At 56.7% G+C, this 16557-nt stretch carries 12 protein-coding genes; 6 read left to right on the forward strand and 6 right to left on the reverse strand.

Going from position 1 to position 16557, the window contains the following annotated elements:
• The first annotated feature begins 41 nt into the window (after positions 1–41).
• The 4 genes from lepB to VN12_RS12685 all read left to right on the forward strand — a co-directional run bounded on the left by lepB (position 42) and on the right by VN12_RS12685 (position 4914).
• A complete protein-coding gene (lepB, locus tag VN12_RS12670) occupies positions 42–1943 on the forward strand; it encodes a signal peptidase I (protein WP_168164375.1) in 1902 nt (633 codons plus the stop codon).
• Between the two features lie 24 nt (positions 1944–1967).
• Positions 1968–2705 (forward strand): LPS export ABC transporter ATP-binding protein, encoded by a 738-nt coding sequence (gene lptB / locus VN12_RS12675; protein WP_205855254.1) that lies wholly within the window; start codon positions 1968–1970, stop codon positions 2703–2705.
• A 157-nt stretch (positions 2706–2862) separates the two neighbouring features.
• The gene (cysK, locus tag VN12_RS12680; protein ID WP_146677189.1) at positions 2863–3804 is read left to right on the forward strand and encodes a cysteine synthase A; all 942 of its coding nucleotides are present in this window, start codon (positions 2863–2865) and stop codon (positions 3802–3804) included.
• 27 nt (positions 3805–3831) lie between these two features.
• Complete coding sequence (locus VN12_RS12685) at positions 3832–4914, forward strand: prenyltransferase/squalene oxidase repeat-containing protein (protein ID WP_240491412.1); 1083 nt, start codon at positions 3832–3834, stop codon at positions 4912–4914.
• A gap of 5 nt (positions 4915–4919) precedes the next feature.
• Here VN12_RS12685 and VN12_RS12690 read toward each other — a convergent pair whose 3' ends face one another.
• From VN12_RS12690 to proB, 4 genes are all read right to left on the reverse strand, one after another.
• The gene (locus VN12_RS12690) at positions 4920–6743 is read right to left on the reverse strand and encodes a Y-family DNA polymerase (RefSeq protein ID WP_168164376.1); all 1824 of its coding nucleotides are present in this window, start codon (positions 6741–6743) and stop codon (positions 4920–4922) included.
• Complete coding sequence (locus tag VN12_RS12695; protein ID WP_146677191.1) at positions 6667–7482, reverse strand: ImuA family protein; 816 nt, start codon at positions 7480–7482, stop codon at positions 6667–6669. Before VN12_RS12695 ends, VN12_RS12690 begins: the two co-directional genes overlap by 77 nt.
• Positions 7483–7703: 221 nt before the next feature.
• On the reverse strand, positions 7704–8927 hold the full coding sequence (locus VN12_RS12700) for a hypothetical protein (RefSeq protein ID WP_146677192.1): 1224 nt from the start codon (positions 8925–8927) through the stop codon (positions 7704–7706).
• 316 nt (positions 8928–9243) lie between these two features.
• Positions 9244–10374, reverse strand: coding sequence for a glutamate 5-kinase (gene proB, locus VN12_RS12705; protein ID WP_146677193.1), 1131 nt, complete (start codon positions 10372–10374; stop codon positions 9244–9246).
• Positions 10375–10763: 389 nt separating this feature from the next.
• Here proB and ndk point away from each other — a divergent pair, with 389 nt between their 5' ends.
• Both ndk and typA read left to right on the forward strand, forming a co-directional pair.
• Positions 10764–11225: a nucleoside-diphosphate kinase gene (gene ndk / locus VN12_RS12710; protein WP_146677194.1), complete on the forward strand. Its 462-nt coding sequence runs from the start codon at positions 10764–10766 to the stop codon at positions 11223–11225.
• An 87-nt stretch (positions 11226–11312) separates the two neighbouring features.
• Positions 11313–13139, forward strand: coding sequence for a translational GTPase TypA (typA, locus tag VN12_RS12715; protein ID WP_146677195.1), 1827 nt, complete (start codon positions 11313–11315; stop codon positions 13137–13139).
• Between the two features lie 158 nt (positions 13140–13297).
• Here typA and VN12_RS12720 read toward each other — a convergent pair whose 3' ends face one another.
• The gene (locus VN12_RS12720; RefSeq protein ID WP_146677196.1) at positions 13298–13774 is read right to left on the reverse strand and encodes a hypothetical protein; all 477 of its coding nucleotides are present in this window, start codon (positions 13772–13774) and stop codon (positions 13298–13300) included.
• Positions 13775–13799: 25 nt separating this feature from the next.
• Complete coding sequence (locus VN12_RS12725) at positions 13800–16550, reverse strand: 2-oxoglutarate dehydrogenase E1 component (RefSeq protein ID WP_146677197.1); 2751 nt, start codon at positions 16548–16550, stop codon at positions 13800–13802.
• Between the last annotated feature and the right edge of the window lie 7 nt (positions 16551–16557).

Consider the following 16557-nt stretch of genomic DNA (forward strand, 5'->3'; position numbering starts at 1 on the left):
CAATCTTCGATGCTTCCTCGCGAAAATACGATTTGATGGCAATGGATGAGCAGACCAAACCCGAGACGGTAGCCAGCGATCCTCCTCCCCCTCCCTCAAAAGGGTTGGTCTTTCGCGAAACGGTCGAGAGTCTTGCCGTCGCGTTCATCCTAGCCCTCCTCTTCAAGGCCTTCATTGCCGAGGCGTTCGTCATTCCCACCGGGTCGATGGCCCCAACGTTGATGGGAGCCCACAAGGACGTCGTGTGCGGGTCATGTGGATTTCAGTACCAATGCGGCGCCAGTTCCGAGTACTCGTCCGAAACCGGTGCTCGCATCTCCGGGCATTCCGTCGTCGGGACGGTTTGTCCTCTTTGCCGAAAGCCGCAAGGTGCCGACCCCACAAAGAACGCCAACCAAGCGACCTTTACGGGCGATCGAATCCTCGTCAGCAAGCTAGCCTACGTCTGGAATACTCCGCGACGTTGGGATGTGATCGTGTTCAAGTTCATCGAGAACGCGCGACAGAATTACATCAAACGCTGCATCGGGCTCCCTAACGAAACCATTCGAATCACCGAAGGGGATATCTACGTCCGAAGGAACGATCAACCGACCAAACCGTTCGAGATCGCACGCAAACCTCCGCATGTCCTCGGTGCGATGCTGCAACCGGTGAGCGACACCCACTTCATCCCCAAGCCGCTTGTCAAAGCGGGCATGCCGAGCCTTTGGCAACCCCTGAACAATGAGGAGAAGAAATGGGTCGTGCAATGGGACGAGAAGGCTTGGTCAGCCACCTGCAATAACGAAGCCAAAGAGCCGAGTTGGTTGCGTTACTACCATCGTGTCGTGGATCCTGTCGCATGGAACTACATCCAGGAAAAGGGAGTTTTCCCAGCTCGCCCCGACGCTCGCCAACCGCGGCTCATCACCGACTTCACCTCCTACAACACGCATTTCACCGCGCCGACCGATCCCAAATCCAACAAACGCTTCTCGGAAGCCGTCGAGCGTGCCATGGCCACCGGGGAACCCTCTGCGGCCGGTGGAACCGATGGGATTCACTGGACCGGAGACTTGGCGAGCGAATTCGAAATCGAAACGTCCTCGGGTTCGCAGGTCCTTTCGTTGCTGCTCGTCGAATCGGGTGTGAAGCACATAGTCGAAGTGAACTTGACCGACGGCAAAGCGTTAGCCCGGATCGAGAATGAAGGACAACTCCTGAATGTATTCGAATCGGGAGACGAGTTCGTCCAACAGATTCAGTCGGAGACTCGGCTTCGTTCGGGCAAGAAACATCGTGTGAAACTTGCCAACGTGGATGATCAGATCGTATTGTGGGTCGACGGCACGGCGGTGGAGTGGAGCCCGTCCAATCGAATCAACTGGTCGGGGGTCGCTAATGGCAAACCGAAAGGCCCGACGGCATCCGCTGACGATCCCTTGGATGGTGCGCCCCTCGGAATTGGGATTTCCGGTGGAGAGCTTCGCGTTTCGCGCGCGAAGGTATTCCGCGACATCTACTACATCGCACAGGGAAGGCTGCACAGTTTCGGGCGGCTCGATGATTACCCCAATTTGAGCGAAGCATTGCGAACTTCCATTCCGCCTGGAGCGCGCGATGCGTACGCGCAGGGGACGCACAGCGCCACGATCGATCAGTTGTTGCAAAAGATGTCCGTCGAATCCCTCGACCGCAATACGCTCGCCAATCTCCCCAAAGTTTGGGGGGAAAGCGCGCTGACCACGTCTCGACGGATCGTCGATTTTTCTATGAAAGAAGGATGGTATTTCCCACTCGGCGATAACTCGGCCGCGAGCTCCGACGCGAGATCTTGGGCAGAGAACCATACCCCCGAAAGATTGATGATCGGCCGAGCGGTCATCGTATTTTGGCCACACGTCTGGAACGCCCCGGTACCTTTCCTTCCCAATGTCCAACGGATGGGTTTGATCCGATAGCCCAGGGTCGTCGCGAGAAAGTAGATGAACATGGATGTTCTCAGTGTCGTTGGCTTGGAAAAGACTTATGGCCGTCGAAAGGTGGTCAACGGGGTCAGTATGCGAGTCGGTCCGGCGGAAATCGTCGGTCTCCTCGGCCCCAACGGCGCTGGAAAATCGACTAGCTTTCGGATGACCTGCGGGCTGGTTCTACCCGATCGTGGGCAAGTCTTTTTGATGGGGGAAGAGGTCACCTTCTGGCCCATGTACCGCCGAGCGCGCGATGGCGGGATGGGGTATTTGGCCCAGGAGTCGAGCGTCTTTCGCAAACTGACCGTCGAGCAAAATATCTTGGCCATGCTCGAGCTCCTCGGAGTGGATCGCAAGCAGCGCCGCGAGCGAACCGAAGAGCTCTTGCAGCAGTTCAAGATCACTCACATCCGCCGATCGAGAGCATCGAAGCTTTCCGGTGGCGAGCGCCGTCGACTCGAAATTGCCAGGTGCCTCGTGTCCAATCCACGGATCATTATGCTCGATGAACCGTTCGCAGGGATCGATCCAGTCACCGTTCAGAGCATCCAGGAAACGATCTTCGAGCTGCGCGATACGGGCATATCCATCTTGATCACCGATCACGCTGCGTTGGAGATCCTCGGTGCAGTCGATCGTTGTTACGTCATCAATAAAGGGGCTGTCCTCTGCGAAGGGACGCCAGATCAAGTCAAAAACCACCCCGAAGTCCGGGCCCAGTACCTTGGAAATATCCAAGGGGACCCGGGATAGATCCGGTGGGCTGCGCCTTGAAAAAACCTTACACTGGTATCGAAACGAAAATGCGTATCGGAGGCGAAAGCAACAGGAGCTTGATCGATGAGCACTGCGAGCCCCTCTGAATCCTTTTCCCTTTTTGTTCTCAGGATTTGCGGAAAGAAAGATACAAATGCCTTTGGGTAAAACATTCGATAACGTAGTGGGCACGATTGGAAACACCCCGATGATTCGGATCAATCGGCTTGTGCCCGCAGAGCATGCGACGGTCTTTGCCAAGTGCGAGTTCTTCAATCCTTTGAACAGCGTCAAAGACCGAATCGGGATGGCGATGGTTGAAGATGCTGAAAAATCGGGACGACTGACCAAGGAAACGCACATCATCGAACCGACCAGCGGGAACACGGGCATTGCGCTCGCATTCGTTTGCGCGGCAAAGGGGTATCGTCTCACGTTGACCATGCCGGAATCGATGTCGATTGAACGACGCGCGTTGCTGCGTGCGCTCGGCGCGAACTTGGTCCTCACCCCTGCTGCCGATGGGATGCGAGGGGCGATCGCCAAGGCCGCGGAACTCGTGGCAAATGATCCATCCGGATGGATGCCTCAGCAATTTGAAAACCCAGCCAACCCGGCCGTGCACGAACGAACCACCGGCCCTGAAATCTGGGCGGATACCGCAGGCCAAATCGACGCGATCGTCGCAGGGGTCGGCACCGGCGGTACCATTACTGGCGTGGCACGCTACATCAAGAAACTGAATCCCAACTTCAAAGCGATTGCTGTCGAACCAAAACAATCCCCTGTCATAAGCGGCGGCCAGCCCGGCAAGCACCGCATTCAAGGCATCGGTGCAGGCTTTGTTCCGAAGAACCTCGACCGAACGGTGATCGATGATGTCATCCAAGTCGATGACGAAGTCTCGTTCGAATGGGGACGAAAATTGGCCAAGAGCGAAGGGATCATGGCGGGGATTAGCAGCGGTGCCAACATGTGGGCTGCCGCGCAAGTCGCCGCGAGACCGGAGTTCAAAGGGAAGCGGATCGTGACCATCATGTGCTCGCTCGGCGAACGCTACCTCTCGACCCCGTTGTTTGGCGATCTCGGTACCTAACCTATCCTGAACAGGGAGCAACGTGCCATGGCACATCGTTCAATGGCGACGCGACGAAAATTCCTTACCGGTTTCAGCACCGCGCTCGTCGCATCGCGCTTGGCTCCCCAGCTTTCCGCGGCCACTCCGGAGCCTTCCGCGGCAACTCCGTACGCGGACAAGAACGGGCGATGGGAAGCCACCATCCGCCGCGGTTTGGATTACTTGGCTAAGACCCAATCGTCGCGCGGTCAATGGAACACGCCTCCCTATCCGGCAGCCATCGCCGCGCTCGCGGGGACCGCGATGATTTGCCAGGGCTCCACGATCACGCAAGGGCCTTACGCGAAGTACATCGCCCGCACCGCAGATTACTTGATCAGCCAATCGCAAAAGAACGGCCTCATCGGAGACCCAGACAACGATCAACGCTATACCTACAGCCACGGCTTCGCCATGCTGTTCCTTTCCCAGGTGCTCGGGGAAGAGGGACTGCAGGACAGACGGGATGACTTAGTGGAGGTCCTCAATGGAGCGGTGAGCTTCTGCGGGAAAGCACAGACCTCGGCAGGTGGCTGGGGCTATGTCAGCGCCAAAGACGGCAATGACTACGACGAAGGCTCCACGACCATCACGCAAGTGCAAGGCTTGCGAGGATGCCGCAATGCAGGCATTCCCGTCCCAGGTGAGATCATCGAGGCGGCGAAGCGTTACATCTACAGTTGCCAGAACGAAGACGGCGGGATCAGCTACTCGAGCCAACAAAAAGGATCGTCTCGCCCCGCTATCACCGCTGCGAGCTTGGCCGCTCTCTACAACGCCGGGGACTACGACAGCAAAAAGGTCCCGGAGATGCTCGCGTACTGCCGCAAAGAACTCTATTCCATCTCCAAGGAAGATAGCTTGTTCGGGCATTGGCACTACACCTATCTTTACTACGCTCAAGTCGTCTATCGACAAGGGGGAGAAGAGTGGCCCGGATTTCGAGATCGACTTTACGATCGCATCGCAGACGAACAGCTGAGCGATGGCTCCTGGGATAGCCCCATGATCCACAAAGTCTATACGACCGCTTGCAATCTCATCATGCTCCAACTCGACAAGGGCTACCTGCCAATCTTCCAGCGATAGCGGCTTCAGTCGAAGATCCCATGCAGATACCAAGCTTTCTGGCGATAATCCCAGTAGCACCAAATCCAAGCCCCGTTCTCGAGCTGGAGTCGGTAATAGTCCCTCTGCTGCATAGCGCCGTACCACCATCCGGTCTCAATGCGTTCCGGCCCCTGCAAGCTCCGGACCGGCGTGTTGGCCATGGGATAACGGACGATGGCCGGCAATTGCTTCTCGTCGCATTCGGTGACTTGCAAAGGGGTCGGAGAACCCAGTAACCGCGAGGGACGTCGCCAAACATGATGCGGGCTCGGTCCCGCAATCGGCGACTCCGATTGATAATCCCGTCTCGGAGCTCTCCGCAATTTCCTCTTCGTTTCCTGCTCCTCTCCTGTGCGTCTCCATCCTGTCATCGGCACCCAAGCGTATGTCCACTCGGGTGCAGGGTTTGAAAAGACGACAGGTGCAACGACTTGTTCACGACCAAGTCGAACGCTTAGCTGATCGACGAGTTTGGCGATGGCATCGCGATGCTTGACCGTATCGGAGTCGAACAAGCTCGGTTGCTTCCATGTCATCGGGGCAGCCATCGTGATTTGCGTCGTAACCCCCTTGGCCCAGTAGACATCGCCGATTTGAAAGGCTGGCGAATCGAGCTGCATCTGCATGAGCCAAAGCAAATGTTCGCGGTCGTAGCTTGGTTGATAAAGACTGATTTGCAGAACGCTCGCGGTCCCTGCTGGTGTTGAGGTCGAGGATTCGCAACGTTGTTTGTCACCATCGACTCCCTGAAGTTCGATGGCGTTGCGTTCCAATGCTACGCGGCAAACGACGCGCAATGCCCCTTGATCGAGAAGCTTCAACTGGCCAGATAGGTGCAGCAAATGTTCTCCAATCGTGGCTTCCACATCCCCGCGATGGGGCGTCGAGTATTCGTAGATACGCTCCACGCAGAGATCGGGGCTCGGGTGAAGCGACCGGATCGTTTCGCTTGCTCCAGAGAGCAAACTATCGAGCCGCTGCAAAAGTCGATCGCCGAATCGAGAAGGGAGCGCGGTTCGTGGGAGCGCGGAAAGTTGCCCTACGGTGCGAATTCCGAGTCGATGCAATTTCGCGGTGGTGACCAAGTCCAATCGAAGCGATTCGATCGGGAGCCTTGCAAACATTCCTGTGTCGGTTTCTTCAGCCGGAGCGATCGCAATCCAAGGTTCGTGTGCGGCGTCGCTTTCGTCAGGGACGGTTGCGAGAGGGGAGCCTCGGTTCTCCCAATCAAGCAATCGATCTTGAACGGATTTGCGGAACATGTAGTTGGCTAACCCCCAGGCTTGCCCGACGCTGTTGGCGATCGCCAGACTTGTGAGAAACCCCCGATCGCGAAACCATTGACGGACCCAGCTCCCAAACCGCGACTCCCCCCCAAATAGGTCGGGTATTCCGGTTATGTCGAGCATCAGGCCCTGCGGTTCGGGAAGAGAGCGCCCCGCCCACACCTCGGAGTCGATTGGTTCGAGGCCCACGATAGGGCTAAAGCATTGCGCGGCCTCGGCGAGAGTGACCAGCACTTCGAGATCTTGTTGGGGTTGGTATTCCTGGACCAGCGCCTCGGGGCACAACGGGCCGCATTGGCTCAAAGGCATATGGGGCAACACGCCTCGGCGGCGCGCGGTTTGATTGGCGAAGGCGACGACATTCCCCCGGCGTGGATCGCGGCGGAATAGGAGGATAGGTCCGACCGGCGCGCGCGCGTTGCTGTCCGTCGGCTCGCCGCCGGAATCAGCCTGCGATTTCGCGACGGACGCGCGCTGGCCTGGCCAGTTCGGCAGCCAAATGCACATGACCCGTTTTTGCACGCTGCACCTCGTCTCGATGCGATTCCACCCAATTCCCCAAGGCATCGATACCGATCTTCAACGCGGTTCCGACTCTTCCCCCTTGGCAGCGTCGCAGCGCCAAGTGGAACCAACGGGTCTCCACTTCCTCGACATGACCAGAGACTCGCGAGGAGACAAACCACTGCACATCGGCCCAGCTCGGTTGCATCCGGGCGCTCTCGAGAGTCCGCAAAAGGATCCCCAGTCCGCCGCCCGCTTCGGCAGCCAACTGGATGCGGCGCGCGGTCCTATCGTCCATGCGGTCCACCGAGGCAATCGCACATCCGACCGCCGGGTTCCGCAAGACTTGATCCAACGACCAAATCAAATCCGCGTGGTTCTTGGGACGGATTCCGATGATCCGCTCGAGGGGGAGACCCAGCCGCTGAAGAACGGGTGGATAGTACGTCCAGTCGGGGTCGATCAAGACGGCATACTTCCCATTTCGGATCGCTTCTCGCGCCAAACCCAATGCGACGCTCGTCGCCCCATGTGGAATACGTTGCTCGGTCAGCAACTCCACCAAACTGCCACACGCGTAGCCCGATGCGGGCAAGCAGCGATCCATCGCCGGAATCCCGCTGGAAATCGCCGGGGAATCAGGACGCCCCCGGGTCTCCATCGCACGGATCCGAGCTCCTAACATCCCCGCAATCTGCGCAGGCGTTCCAGCCCCGTTCGCCGCAGGACTTTCTGTGACTTCAAGTACGCTAGCCATATAACCGTTTGGGTAAAAACCGCCTGCCGGATAAATCCTGTAGGCTGTTATCGGTTAATGCTAGCATTCCCTCGCCTGCAGGTCCAAACGTTTCCGATTAGAAGTCCTGCAGGGACACCACTGGTCCCACTGGTCCCGCGAGTCGGTCAAAAAAAGAAAGCGGGGCCTCTTTTACGAGACCCCGCTTCAAACCATTCGCTTCTAGCTGCTCACAGCTGTTTCTACAATCGACTCTCGATGCTGTAGAAGCGAACGTTCTGAATTCCGTTTGCGGGAGTGCTGAGGGTGTCGTTACCGCCGTCGCCGTACACCGTCGCATCGGTTCCAGAGCATCCCGAAAGAGTGATGGAATCGTTACCACCAGCGCCATACACAAACTGCGTATTCACTTGGCTGGAACTCAGATCCATTCGGTCGTCACCGCTCTCCAAGTAGGTCCACAAACGATCGAGCATGATTCCCGACCCTTCGAACAGGTCATTCCCGATTCCGAGAAACAACTCCATGCGGTTTGCCATCAGATTGTTGATCGAGACATAGTCATCTCCTTCTTTGGCGATCACTTTCGCGAGCGAAGCGACCAGCACGTTATTGATCGAGATGTTATCCGCACCTAATGAGCTGAAGACGAAGAGGTTCTGGCCTACTTCCGTATCGAACACTCCGATGTCGGCGGCATCGGATGGATCGTCAATCAGCAGATCCCGCGCGACCGACACACCGTTCACCAGGACTGCATCTTGGCCGCTTCCAGGGACGATGACCAAGTAATCTTGGAAATCCGTGGTGTTGGTATCGGAGACCGTTCCGACAAAGACATTGTCGTTTCCTCCCCCGAGATCGAGGGTGGTTCGTCCGCGGACCAATGTATTGGAAATGGTCACTTGATCATTTCCTTGGACGCCGAGCACGACCAACGTGCGTTGCAACTGCAGGCTTCCCGATTCTGCAATCACCTCGGGATCCGCGGGAAGCAACCCAGAAAGAATCGCTTCGATGAGCGATGCTTCCGACAACTCGGGAGCAGATGCTCCCAGCACGACATCGTCCTCGCCAGCGCCCAAGTCTAAATGCACGGCACCGAGCACGTTGCCAGACAGAAGGGTGACGGAATCATTGCCTTCATACAAATAAGCGTAGATGCCGTTATTCCAGCCTTGCAAATCGACCGGCGCGTTCGACCCATTAATGGTTGTGGCTTCCCCAGAACCGCTGACGCCTCCGACGACGCGAATTTGCCCGCTCGCGTTCGATTCAATCAGCACCGTATTATCGGTTCGGTCGCCGTAAAGGAATAAACTCCCACCGCTGATCTTCGCGGAAACATTTCCTGCCTGAGCCGCTCCAGCAGAAACTGACGTCAGCAAAAGCCCCATCGCGAGAGTTCCCCATCGCATCCCTCCCCGCACCCATCCATTACTCTTCGTTGCACCGGCTTTCATCATGTAACTCCATCAAACGTGTTCGAAATACCGACAGCTAAGATGCTTCTCCAATGCTTCGCACAGACGCAATCGCTGTGCCGATGGCGCAAAAGTTTCTGCGCGGGAGCGAAAGGCCAATCGATTTGTTCTCCTATCGTTCAACATGCTCGAATGGCGAGCGGTAACGGTTCGCGCGTTGGATGACTGACCGTTGGATGACTGACCACAGATACGTTTTGAAAACGTGGGATGGAATGCGAACGCTAGCTTGCGAACAAGGCTTGCCGGTCCGATGCTCGTAGATTATCCGATGCTCGCTGTATCCGATGCTCGCGAATTAGATGACGGTCAAGTTATCGCGATGGATGACTTCTTCGTACGGGCATTGCCCCAAGATTTGTTGGATTCGGTCGGACCGGCACCCTTGGATGCGGCGCAACTGCTCCGCGTTGTAGTTGACTAGGCCTCGCGCGATCTCATGCGAATCGCTCGATTGAACGGAGACGATATCCCCTTTGCCGAAATCGCCGACAATCGACTGGATACCGATAGCCAGCAAGCTTCGGCCTTCTCCTTTCATGGCGCGGACCGCACCATCGTCGACCACCAAGATACCGGAGGGCTGAGCGGAGAACCCGATCCAGCGTTTGCGAGGTGCCAACGTTTTGGATTGCGGCATGAAGACGGTGCCGAGCTCTTCCCCTTGGGAAAGTCGAACCAGCACATCGGTTTCTCTTCCCCAAGCGATCACGACTCCTTGACCGCTCAGCGTGACGAACTTGGCCGTCGTCAATTTGCTTGCCATGCCTCCTTTGCTGATTCCGGTTTTGCGATCGCGAACGAGATCGTCGATGGATTCATCGATCTGTTCGACGAGAGGAAGAACGCGGGCATCGGGATCGCTCGGATCTCGATCGTAGAGGCCGCGCACATCGGACAAGATGACTAGCAAACTCCCTTCGAGCAAACCTGCGACCATTCCAGCCAAGCGGTCGTTGTCCCCAAAGGTGGTCTTCAGCTCATCGACCGCGACGGTGTCATTCTCGTTGATGATCGGAATCGCGCCGAGTTCCAAGAGTCTGCGCAGGGTGTTCCGAGTATTGAGATAGGCCACGCGGTCATCGAGTTCCGAGGCGGTCAGGAGGACTTGCGCCGCGACGCGGCCGTATTCCGCGAACGTCTGTTCGTAGACTTGGATCAAGTGGGTTTGGCCGATCGCGGCGACCGCCTGCAACGTCGCCAAATCGGTCGGTCTCCCGGGCAATCCCAAGCGTCCCACTCCGCTGGCCACCGCGCCGCTGGATACGAGAACAACCCGTTTGCCTGCGTCGGCCAGACGGATCAGCTGCCTAGCTAAGTTCGCGACTTGCCCTCGATCCAACCTGCCATCCTCCCCGGTGAGCGATCGAGATCCCACCTTGACAATCCAAGTTTCCGCTTCGACTAAAAGTTGCTTTCGATCTTCCATGGGGTTTCGGCGGAGCGGTTTTGAGGAGAAAAAAACGGAAAGAATGCAGACAGAATTTCTTATTCGCGCGGTAGATATTACCAATCAAACCTATCGTGTGGCAGTCTATTTTGCCGCTCCAAAGCACTTGCTTAACGACGTAGAAATCGCCCTAAAAGGAGCCTTGATTTGGCCTCGAGCCCCGTTCCATCTCGCGCTTTTGATAGCGAAAGTGTACGAGGCCCATCTGCGAAATCGCAGTGAATGTCAAGGGTTTTGAACTAGCCACCCGCGAGGAAATAGAAACAATACTCGAGTTTACAGTGGCCGAAGGATTTGGATTCCAATGGCGGGGAAAAAGGCCGCTGTTCGTCTGTTTGGGCACCTCTCCTTTTGAACCATTGTTCGCTATGCAAAAGACCTTAGTACTGCTGAAACCCGATTGTGTGCAACGCCGGCTGATCGGAGAAATCATCGCTCGCTTCGAGAAGAAGGGCTTGAACATCATCGCGATGAAGATGTTGCAAGTCACTCCCGAGCTTTCGAAGCAGCATTATGCCGAGCATGTTTCCAAGTCCTTCTATCAGAACCTCGAGGACTTCATCACCTCCTCGCCGATCGTTGCCATGGCGATCGAAGGGCTCGAAGCGATTCGCGTCGTTCGCGATATGCTCGGGGCCACCAACGGTCTGAAGGCAGCCCCAGGCACGATCCGCGGCGACTTCTCCAGCTCCCGTCAAATGAATTTGGTTCACGCTTCCGATAGCGAAGAATCCGCCGCACGCGAGTTGGCGCTTTACTTCGAGGCATCGGAGATTTGCTCCTACACACCAACCCTTGTCGGTAGCTTCCGAGCTAGCGATGAAACCTAGGCCTTACTTCATCCACCTTTTTTCTGATTTATGAACAGCGCCCGGGAATCTCTCTCGGGAGTTTGGCCATTATCCCGGCAGTGATCCATGCGTCGCAACGACATCCGCAATATCGTCATTATCGCTCACGTTGACCACGGCAAGACCACGATGGTCGATTGCCTTCTGAAACAAAGCGGCCAGTTCCGCGATTCGCAATTGCAGGGTGAACGGATCCTCGATAGCAACGATTTGGAACGCGAACGGGGGATCACGATCCTCTCGAAAAACATCGCGATCGAATACAAAGGTGTGAAGATCAACCTGATCGACACCCCGGGCCACGCGGACTTCGGCGGGGAAGTCGAACGGGTCGTGCGAATGGCAGACGGTGCGTTGGTCTTGATGGACGCCGCCGAAGGCCCGATGCCGCAAACCCGATTCGTTCTCTCCAAGGCCCTGGAAGTCGGCGTCAAACCGATCGTCGTGATCAATAAGATCGACAGACCGGATGCTCGATGCAACGAAGTCGTCGAAGAGGCCTTGATGCTCCTGTGCGACCTCGGCGGTGAACATTTCATGGATCACTTCGACGTGATCTTCGCCTCGGGCCGAAGCGGCTATGCAACGCTCGACTGGAACAAGCCCGGGGACAACATGGTTCCGCTGCTAGACATGATGCTCGAGACCATCCCAGGCCCCGATGTCGAGCCCGATGCACCCTTGCAACTTCTCGTAACCAACCTGGACTGGTCGGATTACGTCGGTCGAATCGCGATCGGTCGAATCCAATCCGGCACCTTGCGAAAAGGTCAAAACGTCGACGTCGCCAAAGAAGATAAAGTTGTTCCCTGCCAAGTCCAGAACTTGCAGATGTTTGACAAGCTGGGTCGCGTCGACGTCGAAGACGCCAAGGCGGGCGATATCGTCGCCGTGGTTGGCTTGGAGAACATCGAGATTGGCGACACCATTTGCAATCGAGGAGAGGTCAACCCGCTTCCTCGCCTCCGCGTCGACGAACCGACCTTGGAGATGATCTTCAGCATCAACACTTCCCCACTCGCCGGCCGAGATGGAAAGTATGTCACCACGCGGCAGCTGAAAGCTCGCCTCGAAAAAGAGCTAGAACGAAATGTCGCTTTGCGAGTCCGTCCCGTCGAAGGAAGCGAAGCCTTCGCTGTCCGTGGTCGCGGCGTGCTCCACCTTTCAGTCCTCATCGAAACGATGCGACGCGAAGGGTACGAAATGAGCATTAGCAAGCCTCGCGTCGTCTTGAAAGAAGTCGACGGCGTTTTGCACGAACCGTACGAAGTCCTCAACGTCGAAGTCCCTACCGACAAGATGGGGCCCGTCATGGAAATGGTTGGAAACCGACGAGGCAAGATCGAAGAGATGACGCCCCGAGGCGAGTACACGCTCCTCCGATTCTCCATCCCCGCGCGGGGGCTGATCGGCCTGCGAACACGCATGCTCAACGCCACCCAAGGCACGGCGATCATCCACCACCGTTTCTCCGGATACCAGCCCCTCGAAGCCGATTTGCCTCGCCGAGCCAACGGCGTCTTAATCTCCATGGTTCCGGGCAAAGCGATCCCTTACGCACTCTTCGCTCTGCAAGAACGCTCGGAACTCTTCGTTGCACCAGGGGACGATGTTTACGAAGGGATGATCGTAGGTGAGAACGCTCGCGATAACGATCTCGTCGTGAACCCGACCAAGGAAAAGAAGCTAACCAACGTCCGGGCCTCGGGCAGCGACGAGAACATCATCTTGAAGCCACCCCGCCAACTCTTCTTGGAAGCTGCTTTGGAATACGTCGAAGACGACGAATTGGTGGAAGTGACGCCAAACGTCATTCGATTGCGCAAGATTAACTTGCGAGAAAGCGATCGACGTCGCCAAAGCAAATCCCCCGGCGAACTAGCTGTCAGCTAAGACTCCCGGCGCCGTACGAAAGCCCGAAACGGACACACAAAACGCCATCCCCATCGAGGGGGTGGCCGGTGTGCATAGCTTGAAATAGCGTGCATAGCTTGAAATCTTGTCATAGCGTGCACGGCCAGAAGCGATGCGGACAGATGCGACATCGCGGCTTAAAGATGCATCCCGAGGAATCCGCCCGATTCCTCAAGGCTCTTTTCCAGCTTCTCCATACGCTCTTTGGTCTGCTCGGAACCGCCCGCGTCGATGAAGCGATTGAACTCCACCATGACGGCATGGTTCACGCTCTCTGCAAACCACTTCACCACATGCTGCTCCAGCCATGGGCAAGTTTCTTTGTCCAATTGCACGCGGAGCTCGCAGTGCCGCGATAACTCATCTCGATCGTCCGTAAACAGGACCCCTTCGAACGTAAATGCAATCATGCCATGGTTGGGGTCGTTCGTGACAAAGAACCGACACTTGGCATTGTGCAAGTAATACGTGTTGTGAGTTCCGTGCTGCTGGATTGCGTCTTTGATGCGATGGAACTTCGCAACCAAACCCGGAGACGCATCCAAGGGAGGATCGAGCCGGGTGATGCTGCGCAACGGCAAGCAATCAAATGCTACATCGACATGTCGGTCCATGGTTTGCCCTTTCATTCCGCACCGGTTACGCAAGACCAAAAGCTGCGTTGAGCAAATCCCGCTCTTCCAGTTTGTGAGCTCGAGAGGAGCCGGTCGATGGGCTGGCCGATTCGGCTCGCGATATCCTCTGGAGTTGGAAGCGGGCCGCGAGCTCATCTCCCCAATGGATCTTCACAAACTGCCAAGCCCCCATATTGGATGGCTCATCCTGGTACCAATAGAGCGGTGTCCCCGCTTCGTAAACGCTAAGCGTCTCGAGCACTTTGCTCGCTTCGAGCGGATAGAACTGCTCGACGCGAACGAGGGCGACATCGTCGCGTCCCAGTCGGGTTCTTTCGTCCAAGAGATCGTAATAGGCTTTTCCACTGCACAGGATGATCCGCGAGGTAGGCGTTCCCGCAGGCCGATCGTCAGGCAGAATCTTGCGGAAGCAACCATGCTCAATGTCGTCCAGCGAGGAAACACAGGCCTTGTTCCGAAGCAAACTCTTCGGTGTCAAAACAATCAACGGCTTGCTCCACTTCGATTTCACCTGACGGCGAAGCAGATGGAAATACTGAGCGGGAGTCGAGGGCTGGGCGACGATCACGTTGTGTTCCGCTGCCATCAAGAGGTAGCGTTCGAGTCGCGCGCTGCAGTGCTCGGGTCCTTGCCCTTCAAACCCGTGAGGAAGCAGCATGACCAGACGGCTCAATCGCTTCCATTTGTCCTCCGCACTCGCGATGAATTGGTCGATCACGCATTGGGCAACGTTGGAGAAATCTCCGAACTGGGCTTCCCAAGCGATCAGGCCCTCTGGGCAATCGAGGCTGTACCCGTACTCGTATCCGAGAACCGCGGACTCGGAAAGCGGGCTGTTGATGATTTCGATCATCGCTTGATTGGGCGACAAATGCTTGAGAGGCATATGTTTGCGATTGTCCTTCTCATCGTGAAGTACCGCGTGCCGATGCGAGAAAGTCCCGCGTTCGCAGTCCTGCCCGGTCAAGCGGACCGGATGCCCCTCGGTGATCAGCGTCGCAAACGCCAGCATCTCCGCAGAGGCCCAGTCGAGGGGTTGTCGCCCCGCAGCGATTTCGCGGCGATCGTCCAGGATACGCACCAGTTTTCGGTGCGGACGGAAGCCTTCCGGCACATCGCAGGCTCTCGCCAACAGTTCTCCGGCTACGGCGCGCGACACCCCGGTCGTCAGCTGCTCGTTCACCGGTTCTGGCCCACCAAAATAACCGTCCCAAATGCCGGTGAGAGACGTCAAGTCATGCACGAACGGCTCGCTCTTGGCCAATTCAAACTCTCGGGACAACCGATTGTGCCGAACCTCGGCGATCGCATCCGCCTCCTGGCGCGTCAGCTCGTTCATACTGAGCAAATGTTCCAGATAGCTATCGCGAACCGGTTTTTTGGCATCGATCGCAGCGTACATCACCGGCTGGGTGTAGCGAGGCTCATCCCCTTCGTTGTGTCCCAATCGGCGATAGGCGTACATGTCGATCACGACGTCCTTCTCGAACTCCTTGCGGAAGTCCATCGCCAAGTTCACGACTTGTGCCACCGCTTCCGGATCCTCGCCGTTGACGTGGAAGATCGGGATTTGAAGCATTTTGGCGATGTCGCTCGCATAGGTGCTGCTTCGGCTCTCCGCCGGTTCGGTCGTAAAGCCGATCTGGTTATTGAGGACGATGTGAAGGGTTCCACCCGTTCGGTAGCCGGGGAGCTCGCTCAAGTTGAGAGTCTCTTGCACGACCCCTTCCCCGATGAACGCTGCGTCACCGTGGATCAAAATCGTCATGTGCTCGCTTCGGGTGATGTCCCCCGCGCGGTCCTGCTTCGCTCGACAGCGGCCCAAGGCAACGGGGTTCACAAACTCCAAGTGACTCGGATTGAAACAGAGCGATATGTGAATGGTCTGACCGGTACTGGTCGTCCAATCCGAGCTATAGCCCATGTGGTACTTTACGTCACCACCCCCACGAAACAACTCGGGATTTGGATCATCAAACGACCAGAAAATGCTTTGAGGTCGTTTGCCCATGACATTGGCCAAAACGTTCAACCGACCGCGGTGGGCCATCGCGAGGACGACCCCTTTGACCTCGTGTTGACCAGCCTTTTCCAAAGCTCGGTCCAGAAGCGGGATCAAGCTCTCCGCTCCCTCCAGCGAGAAGGTCTTGGCCGTCGCGTACTTCTTTCGAACAAACTCTTCGAAGATAGTCGCGTCGGCGAGCTTGGTGTAAATCCGCGTCTGCACTTCCCGTGACAATGCCAACCGGTTCTCGGTCGATTCCATGCGGCGTTGCAACCAGTCTCGAATGTTGCGGTTGTCAACGTGCATGAACTGAGCGCCGATGCTTCGGCAATAGGTCGTGCGCAGTTTTTCGATGATGTCGCCGACGGTCCGTCCGTTGGCATACTCTAGCGTAGGGGACGTGAAGGGACGGTTCATGTCCTCTTCGGTGAGACCATGGGATTGTGGATCTAGTTCGGGGGGACCTTTTCGATTCAATCCAAGTGGATCGATCTTGGCCATCAAATGTCCACGGACTCGATACTCCCGTACGAGCTGATCGACTCGCTCCTGCATCCGAGCCAACCACAGCGCGTCCGGTACCTCGCCATTGTTCCCACCGACAGGCTCATTCCCAGAGTAGAGGGCCTCGGATTGCGTCGCGAGGGAAAACTCCTCGAAGTACTTGCGCCAAACGTCCGAAACACTGTTGGGATCTTGGATGTAACGAACGTATAAGTCGTCGATGTAATCGAGACTGTAGGTATTCATTTTTCTA

The organism is Pirellula sp. SH-Sr6A, assembly GCF_001610875.1.
In the GTDB taxonomy this organism is placed as follows: Bacteria; Planctomycetota; Planctomycetia; order Pirellulales; family Pirellulaceae; genus JBKCUI01.